General features: G+C 73.8%; 17 protein-coding genes and 2 tRNA genes. 8 read left to right on the plus strand and 11 right to left on the minus strand.

Translation table 11 applies throughout. The annotated features are described in order from the left end of the window. Positions 1 to 13 precede the first annotated feature (13 nt). The gene (locus KME80_RS51725; RefSeq protein ID WP_219502020.1) at positions 14 to 2,326 is read left to right on the plus strand and encodes a DUF4132 domain-containing protein; all 2,313 of its coding nucleotides are present in this window, start codon (positions 14 to 16) and stop codon (positions 2,324 to 2,326) included. A gap of 69 nt (positions 2,327 to 2,395) precedes the next feature. Here the strand turns inward: KME80_RS51725 and KME80_RS07875 are convergent, their stop codons facing one another. The 8 genes from KME80_RS07875 to KME80_RS07910 form a co-directional block, all read right to left on the minus strand. Continuing rightward, entirely contained in the window at positions 2,396 to 3,037 is a 642-nt protein-coding gene (locus KME80_RS07875) for an FMN reductase (protein WP_219502022.1), read from the minus strand. Between the two features lie 12 nt (positions 3,038 to 3,049). After that, positions 3,050 to 4,153 carry an LLM class flavin-dependent oxidoreductase gene (locus KME80_RS07880; RefSeq protein WP_219502268.1) on the minus strand — a complete coding sequence of 368 codons (1,104 nt, stop codon included), beginning with the start codon at positions 4,151 to 4,153 and terminating at the stop codon, positions 3,050 to 3,052. Between the two features lie 75 nt (positions 4,154 to 4,228). Next, a complete protein-coding gene (locus KME80_RS07885) occupies positions 4,229 to 4,849 on the minus strand; it encodes a Rossmann-fold NAD(P)-binding domain-containing protein (protein ID WP_219502024.1) in 621 nt (206 codons plus the stop codon). Then, positions 4,846 to 5,610 (minus strand): IclR family transcriptional regulator, encoded by a 765-nt coding sequence (locus KME80_RS07890; RefSeq protein ID WP_219502026.1) that lies wholly within the window; start codon positions 5,608 to 5,610, stop codon positions 4,846 to 4,848. The genes KME80_RS07885 and KME80_RS07890 overlap by 4 nt, the downstream gene beginning before the upstream one ends. Positions 5,611 to 5,663: 53 nt before the next feature. Then, a tRNA-Val gene (locus tag KME80_RS07895) sits at positions 5,664 to 5,735 on the minus strand. Position 5,736: 1 nt separating this feature from the next. Further along, positions 5,737 to 5,811 (minus strand) — tRNA-Gly (locus tag KME80_RS07900). 34 nt (positions 5,812 to 5,845) lie between these two features. After that, complete coding sequence (locus KME80_RS07905) at positions 5,846 to 6,319, minus strand: hypothetical protein (protein WP_219502028.1); 474 nt, start codon at positions 6,317 to 6,319, stop codon at positions 5,846 to 5,848. Positions 6,320 to 6,389: 70 nt separating this feature from the next. After that, positions 6,390 to 7,124 carry an SDR family NAD(P)-dependent oxidoreductase gene (locus KME80_RS07910; RefSeq protein ID WP_219502030.1) on the minus strand — a complete coding sequence of 245 codons (735 nt, stop codon included), beginning with the start codon at positions 7,122 to 7,124 and terminating at the stop codon, positions 6,390 to 6,392. 85 nt (positions 7,125 to 7,209) lie between these two features. On the opposite strand from KME80_RS07910, the gene KME80_RS07915 reads away from it, so the two are divergent. Both KME80_RS07915 and hutH read left to right on the plus strand, forming a co-directional pair. After that, positions 7,210 to 7,944: an ArsR/SmtB family transcription factor gene (locus tag KME80_RS07915; protein ID WP_219502032.1), complete on the plus strand. Its 735-nt coding sequence runs from the start codon at positions 7,210 to 7,212 to the stop codon at positions 7,942 to 7,944. A 17-nt stretch (positions 7,945 to 7,961) separates the two neighbouring features. Continuing rightward, positions 7,962 to 9,512, plus strand: coding sequence for a histidine ammonia-lyase (hutH, locus tag KME80_RS07920; RefSeq protein ID WP_219502034.1), 1,551 nt, complete (start codon positions 7,962 to 7,964; stop codon positions 9,510 to 9,512). Here hutH and KME80_RS52650 read toward each other — a convergent pair. Further along, a complete protein-coding gene (locus KME80_RS52650; RefSeq protein WP_219502036.1) occupies positions 9,509 to 10,672 on the minus strand; it encodes an NAD(P)-binding domain-containing protein in 1,164 nt (387 codons plus the stop codon). The genes hutH and KME80_RS52650 overlap by 4 nt on opposite strands. Before the next feature lie 57 nt (positions 10,673 to 10,729). Here KME80_RS52650 and KME80_RS07930 point away from each other — a divergent pair, with 57 nt between their 5' ends. From KME80_RS07930 to KME80_RS07945, 4 genes are all read left to right on the plus strand, one after another. Beyond that, entirely contained in the window at positions 10,730 to 11,644 is a 915-nt protein-coding gene (locus KME80_RS07930; protein WP_246644312.1) for a LysR family transcriptional regulator, read from the plus strand. Continuing rightward, entirely contained in the window at positions 11,614 to 12,624 is a 1,011-nt protein-coding gene (locus KME80_RS07935; protein WP_219502048.1) for a chorismate-binding protein, read from the plus strand. The genes KME80_RS07930 and KME80_RS07935 overlap by 31 nt, the downstream gene beginning before the upstream one ends. After that, entirely contained in the window at positions 12,621 to 13,451 is an 831-nt protein-coding gene (locus KME80_RS07940; protein ID WP_219502050.1) for an aminotransferase class IV, read from the plus strand. Before KME80_RS07935 ends, KME80_RS07940 begins: the two co-directional genes overlap by 4 nt. 102 nt (positions 13,452 to 13,553) lie before the next feature. After that, complete coding sequence (locus KME80_RS07945; protein ID WP_219502052.1) at positions 13,554 to 14,243, plus strand: hypothetical protein; 690 nt, start codon at positions 13,554 to 13,556, stop codon at positions 14,241 to 14,243. Here the strand turns inward: KME80_RS07945 and KME80_RS07950 are convergent. Then, positions 14,237 to 15,613, minus strand: coding sequence for an LVIVD repeat-containing protein (locus KME80_RS07950; protein ID WP_308125653.1), 1,377 nt, complete (start codon positions 15,611 to 15,613; stop codon positions 14,237 to 14,239). The genes KME80_RS07945 and KME80_RS07950 overlap by 7 nt on opposite strands. Before the next feature lie 82 nt (positions 15,614 to 15,695). On the opposite strand from KME80_RS07950, the gene KME80_RS07955 reads away from it, so the two are divergent. Then, positions 15,696 to 16,304, plus strand: coding sequence for a DUF305 domain-containing protein (locus KME80_RS07955; RefSeq protein ID WP_246644313.1), 609 nt, complete (start codon positions 15,696 to 15,698; stop codon positions 16,302 to 16,304). Between the two features lies 1 nt (position 16,305). Here the strand turns inward: KME80_RS07955 and KME80_RS07960 are convergent, their stop codons facing one another. Continuing rightward, positions 16,306 to 16,722, minus strand: a complete 417-nt coding sequence (locus KME80_RS07960) for an SsgA family sporulation/cell division regulator (protein ID WP_049570603.1) — start codon at positions 16,720 to 16,722, stop codon at positions 16,306 to 16,308. Positions 16,723 to 16,877: the final 155 nt, after the last annotated feature.

Here is a 16,877-nt window from a genome sequence, read left to right on the forward strand (position 1 = left end):
CAGGATCGGCCGCATGATTCCCTCGCTCGACGAGCTGGCCGCCCATGACCGGGAGATGGCCGCGGTCCCGCTGACCGCGCACGACGTACGGGAGAAGCTGCGCGACCGGGTGAGGCCGGTGCGCCGCGCGGTGGCGGCGGAGCTGCGCGAGGCGGACCACGAGACGTGCCGCCGGGCGGCGCTCGCCCTCGCCCGGCTGACGGCCGACGACCACAGCGAGGAGTTCACGCTGGCGTTCACCCGGTCCGACGGGTGGAGCGTCGAGGAGCTGACGGAGCTGTGCGAGGCGATCGGCAGGGGCGGCAACGGCTGGCACGACCTGGAGTGGATCCCGCTGCTGGGCGAGCGCGCCGCCGCGTTCCCCCCGAAGCGGCGGGCGAGGCTGTGGGCGGTGGCCGAGCGGCTGATCGACGAGACGGGACGCTTCTACCTGGGCGGGCAGGAGAGCCGGCTGGTGCAGCGGGCACTGGCTCCGGTCAACCCGGAGGCGCCGCCCCTGCCGCTGGGCCTCGACGGCTGGGGCGCCCTGGTCCGCGCCCACCTGGGCGGTTCGCCGGCTCCGCACCTGGTGGAGCTGGTGGAGCATCTGGCGGAGGCGGGCAGCCCGCGGCCGACGAAGGCGTGGCGTGCCCGCGCCGTGGACCTGCTGGCGGCCGACGGCGCGGCGGAGCTGGTGGCGGCGGCGGTGCGCGCGTTCGACGGCCCGCTGCCCGCCGGACACGTCCGGCTGCTGCGGGTCGAGGTCAACAGCGACATGGCCCGGGGTTTCGCCTGGGCGGCGGCGCTCACCGGCGTCGACGGGGCCGTGGCGGCGCTGGCCCGGCTGGCGGAGGCCGCGGCGGGCGGCGGGCGCGAGGTGGTGATGGACCTCAAGCTGGCCGGCGCGGCCGTCCACGCGATGGCCGAGTGCGACGGCGCGGTCGAGGCGCTGCGCCGCCTCCAGCGGACGGTCAGGAGCCGGGCGCTGCGCAAGCAGATCGACGCGGCCCTCACCACGGCGGCGGCCCGCGACGGCATCACCGCCGCCCAGCTCGTCGAGCGCGCCGTCCCCGCGCACGGGCTGACCGCCGACGGCACCCGCTCGTGGCGGTGCGCCCCGTGGACGGTCACGCTCGCGGTCGAGGACGCCCGGACCGTACGCGTCTCCGCCCGCTCCGACGACGGCACGGTCCGCCGGAGCCTGCCCGGTGACCTCGGCGGCGGCCTGGAGCTCGCGGCCGAGATCAAGGCCGTGGCCAAGGAGGTCCGCCGCACCCTGTCGGCCGAGCGGGCCCGCCTGGAGTCCCTGTTCACCGTCGACCGTTCGTGGCCGTACGAGGAATGGGCCCGCCACTACCGCGACCACCCGATCACCGGAGCCGTCACCCGCGCCCTGATCTGGCAGAACGGCGACGGCGAGCCCTTCCTGCCCGGCGAGTCCTTCCTGCCCGGCGAGTCCGAGCCGGTGGGGGACCGCGTCCGGCTGTGGCATCCGGCCCGCGCCTCCCTGGACGAGGTCCGCGAATGGCGCGAGACGGTGACGGCGCGGCAGCTGCGCCAGCCGTTCAAGCAGGCGTTCCGCGAGGTCTACCTCCTCACCCCGGCCGAACTGGAGACCTCGCCCCGCTCCGAGCGGTTCGCCGCCCACCTCGTCGTCCACGACCGCCTCTACGCCCTGGTCAAGGAGCGCGGCTGGCAGGCCGAGTGGCTGCACCACCACGACGAGGCCGACGCCCGCAAGGAGCTGGCCGAGGGCGCCTGGCGGGCGCGCTTCCGCTACGTGTCGGCCGGGCGCGAGGGCGGCGAGCTGGTGGCCTCGACCGGCGCGGTCCGCTTCGAACGGCGCGCGGGCCGCCGGTGGGCGGAGGCGCCCCTGGCCGAGGTGCCGCCGCTGGTGTTCAGCGAGGCCATGCGTGACGTGGACCTGTTCGTCGCGATCACCTCGATCGGCGCCGACCCGGGCTGGTCGGGCCGAGGCGGCGAGCGGCACCGCGCCTACTGGCGCACGCTGCCGGACGCCGAGCTGCCCCCGTCGGCGGAGGTGCGCCGCGACGCGCTCGCCCGCATCCTGCCGCGCACCGCGATCGCCGGCCGCTGCGAGCTGGCCGACCGGCAGCTGATCGTCCGCGGCGACCTGCGTACCTACCGCATCCATCTGAGCAGCGGCGCCGTCTTCATGGAGCCGGGCGACGTCTACCTGTGCGTGGTCGCCCGCCGGGCCACGGGCAGGCAGTTCCTGCCGTTCGAGGAGGACGGCCGGCTGGCGGAGATCCTCAGCAAGGCGTTCCTGCTCGCCCGCGACAGCGCGATCACCGACGAGTCGATCCTGCGGCAGATCCGCCCCTGAAGCCCCGCCCCACGCGTCCGGACCCGTTATCCGGACCCGTTATCCGGAAATGTCGGGCGATCTACGGGCTTATCCCTGGCGGACCGCCGCGAGCTGCTGCTCGAACGGGACGACCTCCTCGATCTCCGGCGGCCCGCTCACGTCCTCGGCCTGCCCGGCCTTCGGCTCCCGCGCGGGGGCCAGGCGGAGCATCAGGTCGGCCAGCTCGCCCGACGCGCGGGTGATGCGGTCCGGCAGGCCGCCGGTGTAGGCGTCGCCGGTGCCGCCCCAGTCCTCCGACGCCGCGTACACCGCCGTGGGCACGACCACGGCGCGCAGGTAGGCGAACAGCGGCCGGAGCGCGTGCTCCAGCGCCAGCGAGTGCCGCGCGGTGCCGCCGGTGGCGGCGATGAGCACTGGGGTGCCCGCCAGCGCGTCCTGGTCCAGCAGGTCGAAGAACGACTTGAACAGCCCGCTGTAGGAGGCGCTGAACACCGGCGTGACCGCGATGACCCCGTCGGCCTCGGCCACGGCGTCCAGCGCCGAGCGCAGCCGGGCCCCGGCGAAGCCGGTGACGAAGTTGTTGGCGATGTCCACCGCCAGCTCCCGCAGCTCGACGACGCGCGGCGTGGCGCCGCCGAGCCGCCGCCCGGCCGCCTCGGCGAGGCGGTCGGCCAGCAGGCGGGTGGAGGACGGCTGGGTCAGTCCCGCCGTGACGACGACGAGCTTCATCGGGGTTCTCCTTTACGAACGGGGGGCGGGCTGGGAGGGCTGTCCGGTGCGGGCCGCCAGCAGGGAGGCGTGGGTGGGCGCGTCCGGCACCTCGGCCGGGCGGCCCTTGGCGAACTCGGCGCGCAGCACCGGCACGACCTCCTCGCCGAGCAGGTCGAGCTGCTCCAGGACCGTCTTGAGCGGCAGCCCCGCGTGGTCCATGAGGAACAGCTGCCGCTGGTAGTCGCCGAAGTGCTCGCGGAACTCCAGGGTCCGGTCGATGACCTGCTGCGGGCTGCCCACGGTCAGCGGCGTCTCGGCGGTGAACTCCTCCAGCGACGGCCCGTGACCGTACACGGGGGCGTTGTCGAAGTACGGCCGGAACTCGCGCACGGCGTCCTGCGAGTTCTTGCGCATGAACACCTGGCCGCCGAGCCCGACGATGGCCTGTTCCGGGGTGCCGTGCCCGTAGTGGGCGTAGCGCTGCCGGTAGAGGGTGATGAGCCGGACGAAGTGCTCCTTCGGCCAGAAGATGTTGTTGGCGAAGAACCCGTCACCGTAGTAGGCGGCCTGCTCGGCGATCTCCGGGCTGCGGATCGAGCCGTGCCACACGAACGGCGGCACGCCGTCGAGCGGCCGGGGCGTGGACGTGAAGCCCTGCAGCGGGGTGCGGAAGCGGCCCTCCCAGTCCACGACGTCCTCGCGCCACAGCCGGTGGAGCAGCGCGTAGTTCTCGATGGCGAGCGGGATGCCCTGGCGGATGTCCTGGCCGAACCACGGGTAGACGGGCCCGGTGTTTCCGCGGCCCATCATGAGGTCGACCCGGCCTCCGGACAGGTGCTGCAGCATCGCGTAGTCCTCGGCGATCTTGACCGGGTCGTTGGTCGTGATCAGCGTGGTGGCGGTGGACAACTGCAGCCGCTCGGTCCTGGCGGCGATGTAGCCGAGCATGGTCGTGGGGGAGGACGGCACGAACGGCGGGTTGTGGTGCTCGCCGGTGGCGAACACGTCGAGCCCGACCTCCTCGGCCTTGAGCGCGATCGTCACCATCGCCTGGATCCGCTCCGCCTCGGTCGGGGTGCGGCCCGTCGTCGGGTCGGTGGTCACGTCGCCGACACTGAAGATCCCGAACTGCATATTGGTCACCAGCCCATACTGTTGAAGTTTCAACAGCCAGCTCAGCAATCGAGGCTGCCTGTTTATTCCAGCGGTTCACCAGGCGTCGATGTCGGCCGCCGTGAGGATCCGCCGCGGAGCCCCCCGTTCGGCAACGGCGATCATAGCCCGCCCGAGCCGCTCGGCCGTGGTGACCGCCGCCGCCGGGCGCAGGATGCGCAGCAGCAGGCGGAACGGCGCCGCGGCCACGTAGGCCGGCCGGTGCAGGCGGGTGCGCGCGACAGTGCCGTGCATGGGCTGTCCATACCCGGGCACCCCGCGTGGCACGTACCCGGGCACATACCCGGGCCGGAAGATGTAGGCCCGCAGCGGCAGCGCCAGCAGCGCCTCCTCGGTCGGGTCCCCGTCCTCCGCGCCCGACACGTACAGGAACGCCGACCCCGGGGCGACCTCCGCCAGCGCCGCCCCGGCGGCCAGGGCGACGTCCGCCGGGGAGCCCTCCGGGCAGCAGAAGCAGGCGTCGTGGCCCGCCAGCGCGTCCCGTACGGGCGCGAGGTCGGACAGGTCGGGGCGGACGAGCTCGCGCAGCTTGGGATGCCGCTCCCCGGTGGGGACGCGGCCGACGGCGAGGACTGCCCCGACGCGGTCGTCGGCCAGGCACGCCCGGAGCACGCCTCGCCCGATCATGCCCGCCGCCCCCACGACGATCACCTTCACGGATCCTTGCCTCCCAGGTCCCTGGCGGCCTCCCGCAGCACGGACGGCGCCCACGGCGGGATCTCCAGGCCGAGCGTGGAGATCCCGAGGGTCCAGCGGCAGTCACCGTCGCCGCCGGTCGGCACGGGCACGGTGATGGCCGCGCACGCCACCTCTTCCCGGTACTGGCCGTGTTCCTCCACCACCTGCCCGGGACGCAGCCCGTACAACTCCTTCTCCACGTCGTCGGCGGTGGCGGGCGTGCGGGAGGTGAAGCGGCGCAGCCCCGACTCCTCCAGGATCGCGCGCCGCTCGGCGGGCGGGAGCGCGACCAGCAGCGCCTTGCCGAGCGCGGTCGCGTGCGGCGCGGCCTCCAGCCCGGCCTGGAGGTCCTCCAGCCACGGCGAGTAGAGGCCCTCGGCCACCTCGGCGACCACCAGCCGTCCTTCGGTCAGCCGCGCCAGGTAGGCGGTGTGGCCGGTGCTGGCGGCCAGGTGGCCGAGCACGGCACGGGCGTTGGGCGGGCGGCCCAGCGCGCCGAGCATGTCGTGGAAGCGCTCGGCCACCTGCGGGCCGGGCAGGTAGTCGCCGCTGGGCAGCCGGAGCAGGTAGCCCTCGTAGCAGAGCGTGCGGACCAGATGGTAGGAGGTGGAGAGGTTGAGCCCGCACCGGCGGGCGATCACCTTGACCGTCAGCGGCCGGTCGGACTGGGCGACCTCCTCCAGCACGCGCAGTGCGCGTGACACGCTGCGGATCAGGTCGCTGGGTTCATCGCCGCTCATGCACCCCAGCATCCGCCGTGGCGGGCCGGCGCGCCATTTGAAAAGTGACCGTGTGGACGATACTGGGATTGAACCAGTGACCTCTTCCGTGTCAGGGAAGCGCTCTCCCGCTGAGCTAATCGTCCTTGGAGCGGAAGACGGGATTCGAACCCGCGACCCTCACCTTGGCAAGGTGATGCTCTACCACTGAGCCACTTCCGCGCCCGCCCGGCCGGTGCCGGGCGACGAGAGAACTCTAGCGAAAACTCGCCGACTCCCCAAACCGGAGCGCTCCGACCTGCTCGGCGTACCAGGTGATCCCGGCGACATGGGCGGCGATCTCACGCAGCGTCCAGTTCGGGTCGCGCGGGGTGTCCCAGGCGTCGGGGGCGGTGGCGTAGCGGTGAGCGTACGCCTGGGCCAGGCGGGGCCAGCGGGCGCGCGCCTCGTCCAGGTCGAGCTCGGTGAAGCGGGCCCAGTCGGAGTCGAGCGTCACGGTCCGCCCGTGCCAGGGGGTGTCGAGCGGCGGCTCGCCCGCCAGCAGCGCCTCCACCTCGGCCAGGTGGTCGACGAGGTGGTCCTGGATGCGGCGGGCGGCCTTGGCGGGGGTCCACAGGCCCTCGGTGACGATCGGCCTGCCGTCCCAGGCGAGCCAGGTGGCGGCCAGGGCCAGGCAGCGGTCGGCGGCCTCGGCCACGGCGATCGCGGGGTTCGTCGCGGAATCGGTCATGGCCCGATCCTGGCCGCCGCACGTTCAACCGGGGGTCTAAGTGTGCCCGCCGTTGACGGCAACCGGGGGTCTAAGTGTGCCCGCCGTTGACGGTGACGCGCTCGCCCGTGATGAACGCGGCCGCGTCCGAGGCGAGGAAGCAGACCGCTCCGGCGATGTCGCCGGGGGTGCCCATGCGGCCCAGCGGCACCTCCGACAGGTACTCGTCCACCTCCAGGCCCGCGTGGCGCTCGACCGGGATCCAGCCGGGGGCGACGAGGTTGACGGTGACGCCGTGCGGGCCGAGCTCGCGGGCCCAGGAACGGGTGAGCGCCTGCTGCGCCGCCTTGGCCGCGATGTAGGCGGACATGCGGGGCAGCGCGCGGTCGACCACGTCGGAGCCGATCTGGATCACCCGGCCGCCGCCGCGCTCCTTCCATCCGGGCAGGAAGGCCCGTACGAGCAGGGTGGGGCTCTTGACGAAGAACGTGAGCTGGTCGAGGTGGTCCTGCCAGGTCAGGTTCTCGATCGGCACCTCGGGCTGCGGCCCGGTGGCGTTGAGCACGAGCGCGCCGACCGGTCCGAGCCGCCCGGCGACGGCCTCGGCCAGCGCGCGGGTCGACTCCTCGTCGGTCACGTCGGCGGCGAACGTCTCCGCCCGGCCGCCCGCGGCCCGGATCCCGTCCGCCACCCGCTCGGCTCTGTCGTGGTCGGAGCGGTAGTTCACCGCGACGGTCCAGCCGTCGCCCGCCAGCCTGCGCGCGATGACCGCGCCGAGCCCCCGCGACGCGCCCGTGACGAGCGCGACCTTTGCCTCAGTTGTCACCTGCGCGGTCCTTTGCCTCGTTTATCACGGTCGCGAGCCTATTGCTTCGTCCGGCGGCGAAGGATGGGTGGGTTAACGTCACGGTATGGCTGCTGACCACACCGTTCGTGACGCCGACATCGCCCCCGTGGCGGCGCTGATCGCCGACCCGACCCGGGCGGCCATCCTGACGGCGCTGCTGGGCGGGCGCGCGCTGGCGGCGGGCGAGCTGGCCCGGCTGGCCGGGGTGAGCGCCGCCACCGCGAGCGCGCACCTGGCGCGGCTGCTCGACGGCGGCTTCGTGACCGTGGTCCGGCAGGGCCGGCACCGCTACTACCGCCTGTCCGGGCCGGAGGTGGCCGAGGTCCTGGAGGTGCTGGCCCGCGTCAGCGCCCGCCCGCCGGTGCGGTCGCTGCGCCAGTCGCGGCAGGCCCGCCTGCTGGAGGAGGCGCGTACGTGTTACGACCACCTGGCGGGGAAGGCGGGGGTGGCGCTGCTGGAGGCGTTGCGCGGCAGCGGCTGCCTGGCGGGGGAGGAGGTCACCGCCGAGGGGGAGCGGCTGCTGGCCGGGATCGGCGTGCACGTGGCCGGGGCGCGCGCGACCAGGCGGCGCTTCGCCCCGGAATGCCTTGACTGGACCGAGCGGCGGCCCCATCTCGGCGGCGCGCTCGGCGCGGCGGTCACGGCGGTGCTGCTGGAACGCGGCTGGTTCCGGCAGGGCGCGGCGCCGCGTGCGCTGACCCTCACCGACGAGGGCAGGAGTGAGCTGGCGGCGCTCTTCCCGAGCCACGTGACAGCGCCCTGGAGTAAGGAGCTAACCTGGCAATCGCCGGTTACCTAAGCGGGAGAAAACACATCATGCGCGACAACGGAGTCGTGAACGTCGGTCCCGAACCCCTCACCTTCGACGACGTCATCCGGGTGGCCCGCCACGGCGCCGCCGTACGCCTCACCGACGACGCCATGGCCGCCGTCGCGGCCTCCAGGCAGCGGGTGGACGAGCTGGCCGAGAGCCCGGTCCCCGCGTACGGGGTGTCCACCGGGTTCGGCGCGCTGGCCACCCGCCACATCGACCCCTCGCTGCGCGCCCAGCTCCAGCGCTCCCTGGTGCGCTCCCACGCCGCCGGCAACGGGCCCGAGGTGGAGACCGAGGTGGTGCGCGCGCTCATGCTGCTGCGCCTGCACACGCTCGCCACCGGCCACACCGGCGTGCGGCCGACCACGGCCAAGGCCTTGGCCGCCCTCATCAGCTCCGGCATCACGCCGATCGTCCACGAGTACGGCAGCCTCGGCTGCTCCGGCGACCTGGCCCCGCTGGCGCACGTCGCGCTCACGCTCATGGGCGAGGGCGTCGTCCGCGACCGGTCCGGCGACGTCACGGCGGCGGGCGAGGCGCTCAAGCAGGCCGGGATCGAGCCCGTCGAGCTGGCCGCCAAGGAGGGCCTGGCGCTCATCAACGGCACCGACGGCATGCTCGGCATGCTCGTGCTGGCCATCGACGACCTCACCCGGCTCGTGCGCACCGCCGACGTGAGCGCCGCGATGAGCGTCGAGGCGCTGCTCGGCACCGACCGCGTGTTCGCCCCCGAGCTGCAGGCGCTGCGCCCGCAGCCCGGCCAGGCGCTCGCCGCCGCCAACATGGTGAAGATCCTGGCCGGCTCCGGCATCATGGCCAGCCACCGCGACCCGGAGAACTGCACCCGCGTCCAGGACGCCTACTCGCTGCGCTGCGCCCCCCAGGTCGCCGGCGCCGCCCGCGACACGATCGCGCACGCCGCCGCCGTCGCCGGCTGGGAGCTGGCCAGCGCCGTCGACAACCCGGCGGTGCTCGCCGACGGCCGCGTCGAGTCCAACGGCAACTTCCACGGCGCGCCCGTCGCGTACGTGCTCGACTTCCTGGCGATCGTGGCCGCCGACCTGGCCTCGATGTCCGAGCGGCGCACCGACCGCTTCCTCGACGTGGCGCGCAACCACGGGCTGCCCGCGTTCCTGGCCGACGACCCCGGCGTCGACTCCGGCCACATGATCGCCCAGTACACGCAGGCCGCGATCGTGTCGGAGCTCAAGCGCCTGGCCGTGCCCGCCAGCGTCGACTCCATCCCGAGCTCGGCCATGCAGGAGGACCACGTCTCGATGGGCTGGTCGGCCGCCCGCAAGCTGCGCCGCTCCGTCGACGGGCTGACCCGGGTGCTGGCCGTCGAGGTGCTCACCGCCGCCCGCGCGCTCGACCTGCGCCGCCCGCTCGAGCCCGCCCCCGCCACGGCCGCCGTGGTCAAGGCGCTGCGCGAGACCGTGCCGGGTCCCGGCCCCGACCGCTTCCTCGCGCCGGAGATCGAGGCCGCCGTGCGGCTCGTCGCAGACGGCGGCGTGGTCGAGGCCGTCGAGTCGGTGACCGGCCCGCTGGCCTAACGCCGGGGCAGCGCCACGATCGCGTCCACCTCCAGCAGCAGGCCGGGCATGAACAGCCGGGACACCTCCACGGTCGTGCTCGCCGGCGGCGTCCCGGTGATGTACTTCCGCCGTACGCGCCCGTACTCGACCCTGTCGTCCATGTTCGTCAGGTACGTGCGGATGAAGGCGAGATCGGCGAACGTGGCGCCCTGGTCGGCCAGGATGCGCGACAGGTTCTCGAAGACGCACTCGGCCTGGGCCGCCATCGAGCCCTCGCCGACCACGTCGCCGTTCGCGTCGAAGGCCGCCTGGCCCGAGACGTACAGCATGTCGCCCACGCGGACCGCGTGCGAGTACATGCCGTTCGTGGCCGGCACCGCCGCCGGGTTCAGCGGCACCGCCCGGCCCGGCGCGGCGGGCCGCCCGACGTGCCCGGCGATCGCGGTCAGGTCGCGCTCTCCCAGGCCCGCCGCCTCGGCCTCGCGCAGGCGGCGCAGCGCGGCGGCGGCCAGCGAGGCGCCGTCCCACGCGGCCAGGTCCAGGTCCTTGGCCGCCAGCCCGAGCGCGTAACGGGTCTCCCGCGCGGGCGCGGCCAGCCGACCGGCCAGCGCGCCGAGCGGGGTGCCCGCCAGCACGGCGGCGAGCGCGTCCCGGTCCACGCCGTGCGCCTCGCCGTACGCGAACGTCTCCGCGAGCAGCACCTGGGCGGGCACGAGCGCGCTCATGACGGCGAGCTTCAGCGCCGCGCCCGCGCCCAGCGGCCCGAGCTCCCGCACGGTGCCGAACACCGCCAGCACCTCGCGCACGGCCGCCACGTCGCCCCCGGCCAGCACGGTCAGCGTGCCCTCGGCCGCCGGGGCGACGCTGCCCAGCACCGGCGCGTCCACCAGGCCCGCCTCGGGCGGCAGCAGCGCCCGCAGCTCGCGCACCGCGTCCGGGCCGATCGTCGACATCTCCACCACGGTCACGCCGGGCCGCAGCCCCGGCAGCGCCGCCGTCAGCACCTCGCGCACCGCGTCGCCGTCGCGCAGCATCGTGATGACCAGGTCCGCCCCGGCCACCGCCTCGGCGGGCGAGATCCCGGTCCCGCGCCGCCACGTCGTCACCTCGTGCCCGGCCTCGGCGAGCCGCCGGGCCATGGGGACGCCCATGCGTCCCTGTCCAAGAAATGCAATCACGTCACCATTGAAGGGATTCGCACGGTATTCCACCACCGACTAGATTGCATGCCAGCCATGCCTGACGTGAATGCCTTCGACACCGCGGCCCTGCGCCTGTTCGACGAGGTGGCCAGGGGCGGCTCGTTCACGGCCGCCGCCGAGCTGCTCGGCCAGACCCAGTCGGCCGTCTCCCGGCGCGTCGCCGCCCTGGAACGCGCCGCCGGCGGGCCGCTGTTCGAGCGGCTGCCCAGGGGCGTGCGGCTCACCCCCGCCGGGGCCGCGCTGCACCGGCACGCCGTCGCGGTGCTCGACCGGCTCGACCGGGCCGGCGAGGAGCTGGCCGCCATCCACGGCGGCAGCGGCGGCACGCTGCGCGTGGGCGCGTTCGCCACCGCCAACGCCGAGCTGGTGCCCGCGACGCTCAGCCGCTTCGCCGACCGGCGGCCCGGCGTGGAGCTGCGGCTCGTCGAAGCGCTCAGCCCTCGCCTCACCGAACGGCTCCAGGCCGGTGCGCTGGACCTGGCCGTGATCAGCGACTACCCGGCCGGGCTGCCCAGCGGTGGCGGCCGCGTCGTCCACCTGCGCGACGACCGGCTGCTGGTCTGCCTGCCGCACGGGCACCGGCTGGCCGGTGAGGACGCCGTCGACCTGCGCGAGCTGGCCGGCGAACGGTGGATCGAGGCGGCGCCGCGCGGCCAGCCGACGCTGCTCGCCGCCGCCTGCGCCGCCGCCGGGTTCACCCCGCGCGGCGGGCTGCGGGTGGCCGAGTGGTCGGGCAAGTTCGGCTGCGTCGCCGCCGGGCTCGGCGTCACCCTCGTCCCCGAGCTCGCCGCCCGCGCCGTCCCCGCCGGGCTCGTGCTGCGCCCCCTGCGGGACGAGCTGCCCGTACGGAAGGTGTACGCTGCCCTGCCCGAAGCGCCACTGCCTGCGGCGCTGGAGTTTGTCCGAATGCTGAAAGAATGGGAAGCGTGTACGGCTTCGCCCACCTAAACGGCCGGCTCGCCACCGGGCTGCGTGACGTGACCACCGACCTGGCCGCGCTCGACTCCGAAGGCTGGTGGGCCGTCGTGGTCGGCTTCGAGGGCAAGGTCACCTGCGCCCGCTTCGACCAGGTGCGCCAGGCCCCGCTGCCCCGCCCGCGCGCCCCCTGGCAGGGCCCCCGCCCCGGCGACTGGCGCGGCTCCCTCGACCAGGACGCCTACGAGCGGGGCGTCCGCACCATCCGCGACCACATCGAGCGCGGCGAGGTCTACCAGGCCAACCTGTGCCGGGTGCTGACCGCGCCGCTCCCCGACGGGGCCGCCCCGCTCGCCCTCGCCGCCCGCCTCGCCGAGGGCAACCCCGCCCCCTACGCGGGCGTCATCCAGGTGCCCGGCCTCGCCGTCGTGTCCGCCTCGCCCGAGCTCTACCTGTCGCGCGACGGCGACGTCGTCGAGTCCGGCCCCATCAAGGGCACCGGCGCCACCGCCGGCGACCTGCTGGAGAAGGACCACGCCGAGAACGTGATGATCGTCGACCTGGTCCGCAACGACCTCGGCCGGGTCGCGGCCGTCGGCACCGTAGAGGTGCCCCGGCTGTGCGCCGTCGAGGAGCACCCCGGGCTCGTCCACCTCGTCTCCACCGTGCGCGCCAGGCTCGCGCCGGGAGCGGGCTGGCCCGAGCTGTTCGCCGCCACGTTCCCGCCCGGTTCGGTCACCGGCGCGCCCAAGTCGTCGGCCCTGCGCATCATCAATGCGCTCGAACCCGAGCCGCGCGGGCCCTACTGTGGGGCAGTGGGCTGGGTCGACGCCGACCGGGGCACGGCGGCGCTGGCCGTCGGCATCAGGACGTTCTGGATGAGCGGCGGCGAGATCCGCTTCGGCACCGGAGCGGGCATCACCTGGAGCAGCGACCCCCGGCGAGAGTGGCTCGAAACCGAGCTCAAGGCGTCCAGGCTCATGGCACTGGCATCCTCAGGAGGAAATCGATGAACATCCCGGTCTGGGTCAACGGAGAGCTGATCGACCCCGCGCAGGCCACCGTCTCGGTGTTCGACCACGGGCTCATGGTCGGCGACGGCGTCTTCGAGACCGTGAAGATCGTCCGCGGCGAGGTCTTCGCGCTCACCCGCCACCTCGACCGGCTCGCGCTGTCGGCCCGCCGCATGGACCTGCCGGAGCCCGACCTCGACGCGATCGCCGACGGCGTCGCCCGGTGCCTGGAAGCCGCCCCCGCCTGGGCGCTCGGCCGCATCCGCATCACCTACACCAGCGGCCCGGGCCCGCTCGGCTCCGACCGCGGCGACCAGGGCACCACCTGCGTCGTCATCGTCGACGAGCAGAAGCCGTTCCCCGCCACGGCCAAGGTCACCGTCGTGCCCTGGCCGCGCAACGAGCGCGGCGCGCTGTCCGGCGTCAAGAGCACCTCCTACGGCGACAACGCCAAGGCCCTGGCCTACGCCAAGGCGCGCGGCGGCGGCGAGGCCGTTTTCGGCAACCTGGCCGGCAACCTGTGCGAGGGCACCGGGTCCAACGTCTTCATCGTGCGCGACGGGCAGCTACTCACGCCGACGCTCGAGTCCGGCTGCCTGGCCGGCGTCACCCGCGCCCTGGTCCTGGAGTGGTTCGGCGCCGAGGAGGTCGACGTGCCGCTGAGCGCCCTCTACGGGGCCGAGGAGGCGTTCCTCACCTCGACCACGCGCGACGTGCAGCCGATCAGCCTCGTCGACGAGACCGAGCTGCCGGCCGCGCCGGGGCCGATCACGGCCAAGGCCATGCGCGTCTTCGCCGAGCGCTCCGCCGCCGACCTCAACCCCTGACCCGCCGGGTCCGGCGGGCGTGATCATGACGAGGCGAGCGGAGACGTGATGGCGGGGCAGGGCGCGACACCGGCACGACGGCGGAACAGGGCGCCGGCGGGCGTGGTGTCCGTCGCGGCCGCGGCCGCCGTCGTGGCCGCCGGCCTGGCCTGGTGGCAGGGCGGCGGCGACCCCGCCGTCACCACCGCGGCCGTCCGCCCCCTGCCGGCCGCCTCCCCGCCGGCCGGGCCGTCGCTCGCCGCCTCCTTACGGCAGGCGCTGGCGCGCACCCCGGCGGCCGACTTCACCTACGAGGGCGGGCTGTCGCAGAGCGACTTCTACGCCGACGCCCGGGGCCGCATCGCCCACCGCCGGGGCGGCGCCGAGCTCGCCATGACCGTCATCTCGCCCGCCTCCGAGAACAGGCCCGTCGAGGTCACCGTCCGCGACGGCCGCCCCGGCAGGGTCCCCGAAGGCGTGGCCGACCACGCCCGCGTGATCGCCGTCCTGGCCTCCACCGGCACCGCCGCCGCGCTGGCCGCCGCCACCACCGGCGTGAACCGTACGGGAGACGTCCACCGCGGCGAGGTGGCCGCCACGGACGCCCCGCAGGACGTCCAGGAGCTGCTGCGCGACATCGCCGGCGGCTGGAGCAGGGACGAGCTGGCGCGCAGCACCCTCGTCTGGACGCTCACGCTCGGCGCGCACGGCCTGCCGTCACGGTTCGCCGTCGAATGGCGGGCGCCGGTCCAGGGCGCGGTGCTCACCTCGTCCTGGACCACCGCCTACAGCGGCTGGCGCGCCGCTCAGTAGCTCTTCTGCGTCTGCACGTTGAAGTCGGCCATCTCCACCTTCGCGGCCGGGTCGGTCAGCGGGTCGTCGATCCGCAGCACGTCCAGGCCCTCCCGGATGTCCGCCGAGTACACGTACCCGTTGTAGTAGTAGGCCGACCACGAGCCCGCGATGCCGCCGTCGTCACCGTCGAACGGGCCGCGCTCGAAGAAGCCGATCTCCTTGGGGTTGTCGGAGTCGGTGAAGTCGACGAACGACACCCCGCCCTGGTACCAGGCCTGGACCATGATGTCCTTGCCCGGCACGGGCAGCAGGGAGCCGTTGTGGGCGACGCAGTTCTCGTCCTCCTGCTGCTCACGCGGGATCTTGAAGTAGCCGCGCTTCTGCAACTGGCCGTCGACCAGGTCGTAGACCGCGTCGGCGCCCTTGGTGGCGGGCGTGTTGCGGTCGCAGGTGGCCGCCGAGCCGCCGCCGAGCTCGTCGGTGAACAGCACCTTGGTCGCGTCGTTGTTGAACGTCGCCGAGTGCCAGATCTGGAAGTTCTCCCGGTCGCTGACCTGCTGCAGCAGCTTGGGGTTGAGCGGGTCGGCGATGTCCAGCAGGAAGCCGTCGCCGAAGCAGGCGGCCGCGGCCAGGTTCTTCTCCGGGTAGGCGGTGATGTCGTGGCAGCCGGTGGCCTCCTCGTGCCCCTGGATGGGCAGGTCGGGCGAGGCCGCGACGCGGGCGGCGGCCGGGTTGGCCATCGGGATCTCGACGATCTGGATCAGCTTGTGCGGCGGCGGGCAGGTCGTCGACTCCGGCTCCGGCCCCGGCGACGACACGTACACGAACAGCGTGTCGTCCTTGGGCACCATCGTGTGCGTGTGCGAGCCGCAGTCGGTCGCCACGGCCGACACGAACCGCGGGCTGGACTTGTCGCTGATGTCGAAGATGCGCAGCCCTTCCCAGGCGCGCTCGCCGTCGGTCGAGTCGCAGCCCTCGCCGCTGCGCGGCTCGTCCACCGACAGGATCAGCAGGTCGCGGTAGACCGACACGTCGTTCTGCTGGGCCGGGCAGGCCACCTGGCTCACCGTCTTGGGGTTGGCCGGGTCGCTGATGTCGAAGACCGTGAAGCCGCCGAAGTTGCCCATGTACGCGTAGTCGCCCTGGAAGGCCAGGTCGGTGTTCCAGTCCATCGGGCCGTTGAGCGGGGCGGCGCGCGGGACGTTCGCCACGTGCTTGACGTTGTCGCTCATCCGGATCTCGCCCGGCTTGAGCGCCTGGCCCGCCGGCGTCCCGGCCGTGGTGCCCGGCGGATCGGCCTGCGGTGGTCGCTCCGGGCCCGCCGCGCATGCGGATACGAGCAGAACGGCCGCGCACAGCACGGCCCCCCGTAGCCTGGCCAAGATCACGCCTGTCCCCCTCGTTTCATAGCTCAGTATGGAAGCTATGCCAGCGAGGTCCGGAATGCGCGCACTATTGGTCACAGTTCTGATGCTGAACGCCCTGGCTGCCTGCTCACAGGCGCCGAGCGGGCCGTCGGCGGTCGGCACCGGAGCGCCCGTCATCGTGCCCGAAAAGCCCGGCGCGCCGGGCCGCACGGCCACCCCGGGCGAGCGCGTCGGGCAGGGCGCGGCCACCCCCGCAGCCGCCGACGTGCGCTTCGCCGAAGGCATGATCCCGCACCACCGCCAGGCCCTGGAGATGACGAGCCTGGTCACCAACCGAGGCCGCAGCGAGGAGGTCCGCAGGTTCGCCGACCAGATCGCGCTCACCCAGCAGCCCGAGATCGACCTCATGACGAACTGGCTCGCGCTCGTCGGCCGTCCCGCCCCCCGCGGGCACGCCCACCGTGGCGGCGACGGCTACGGCATGGCCACCGAGGAACAGCTCCAGGCGCTGCGCGCCGCCCGCGGCGGCGCGTTCGACCGGATGTTCCTGCAGCTCATGATCCGGCACCACGAGGGCGCGGTGAAGATGGCGGGGGAGGAGCTGGCCGAGGGCAAGGACCAGCGCATGCGCATGATGGCCAGGGACGTCTACGCGGGCCAGCGCATCGAGATCGCCCGGATGCGCAAGACCCTGGAGAGGCTGCCCGCCTGACTCAGGACGGCCAGAGCATGTTGGTCAGCTCGGCGTCCAGGTCCATGTAGTCGGTCTCGCGGCCGGCCGGCACCTTCTCGTACGTGCGGTGCAGGAACTCGGTCAGCGGGGCCAGCGGCACCTCGAAGAGCGCCTGCCCGAACGGCGAGGTCAGGCTGATGTGCAGGGTCCGCTCGCCGTCGTTGCGCGCCGGCCACACCTGCACGTCACCGTCGCCGACCCGGCGCACGATGCCCACCGTGAGCAGCTCACGGGCGAAGATCCACTCGACCGGTTCGTCGTTCCCCACGTGGAAAGCCATGCGGATGGCGTACGGGTCGTCGGCTGTGTAGCTCAGCCCGGCGAGCAGGGGGACGGTACTACGGTCGGGGACCACAAGCCGAAGGCCAAGCTCGGCGGAGACGGTGGTGCTGTTCATCGTCAGCCAAACCTTTTCGTCGTAGGTCCCCTCTACGGGGCTTGCACTGCTCTGGGCGGACTTCGTCCGGAGCTATGACGCGGAACGAAGAAACCTGTAGGAAAGATTCCGCTCCAAGGCCCTTCTGTAACGCAACTCACAGCTGGACATTTGGG

This window comes from Nonomuraea ceibae, assembly GCF_019396325.1.
GTDB lineage: Bacteria > Actinomycetota > Actinomycetes > Streptosporangiales > Streptosporangiaceae > Nonomuraea > Nonomuraea ceibae.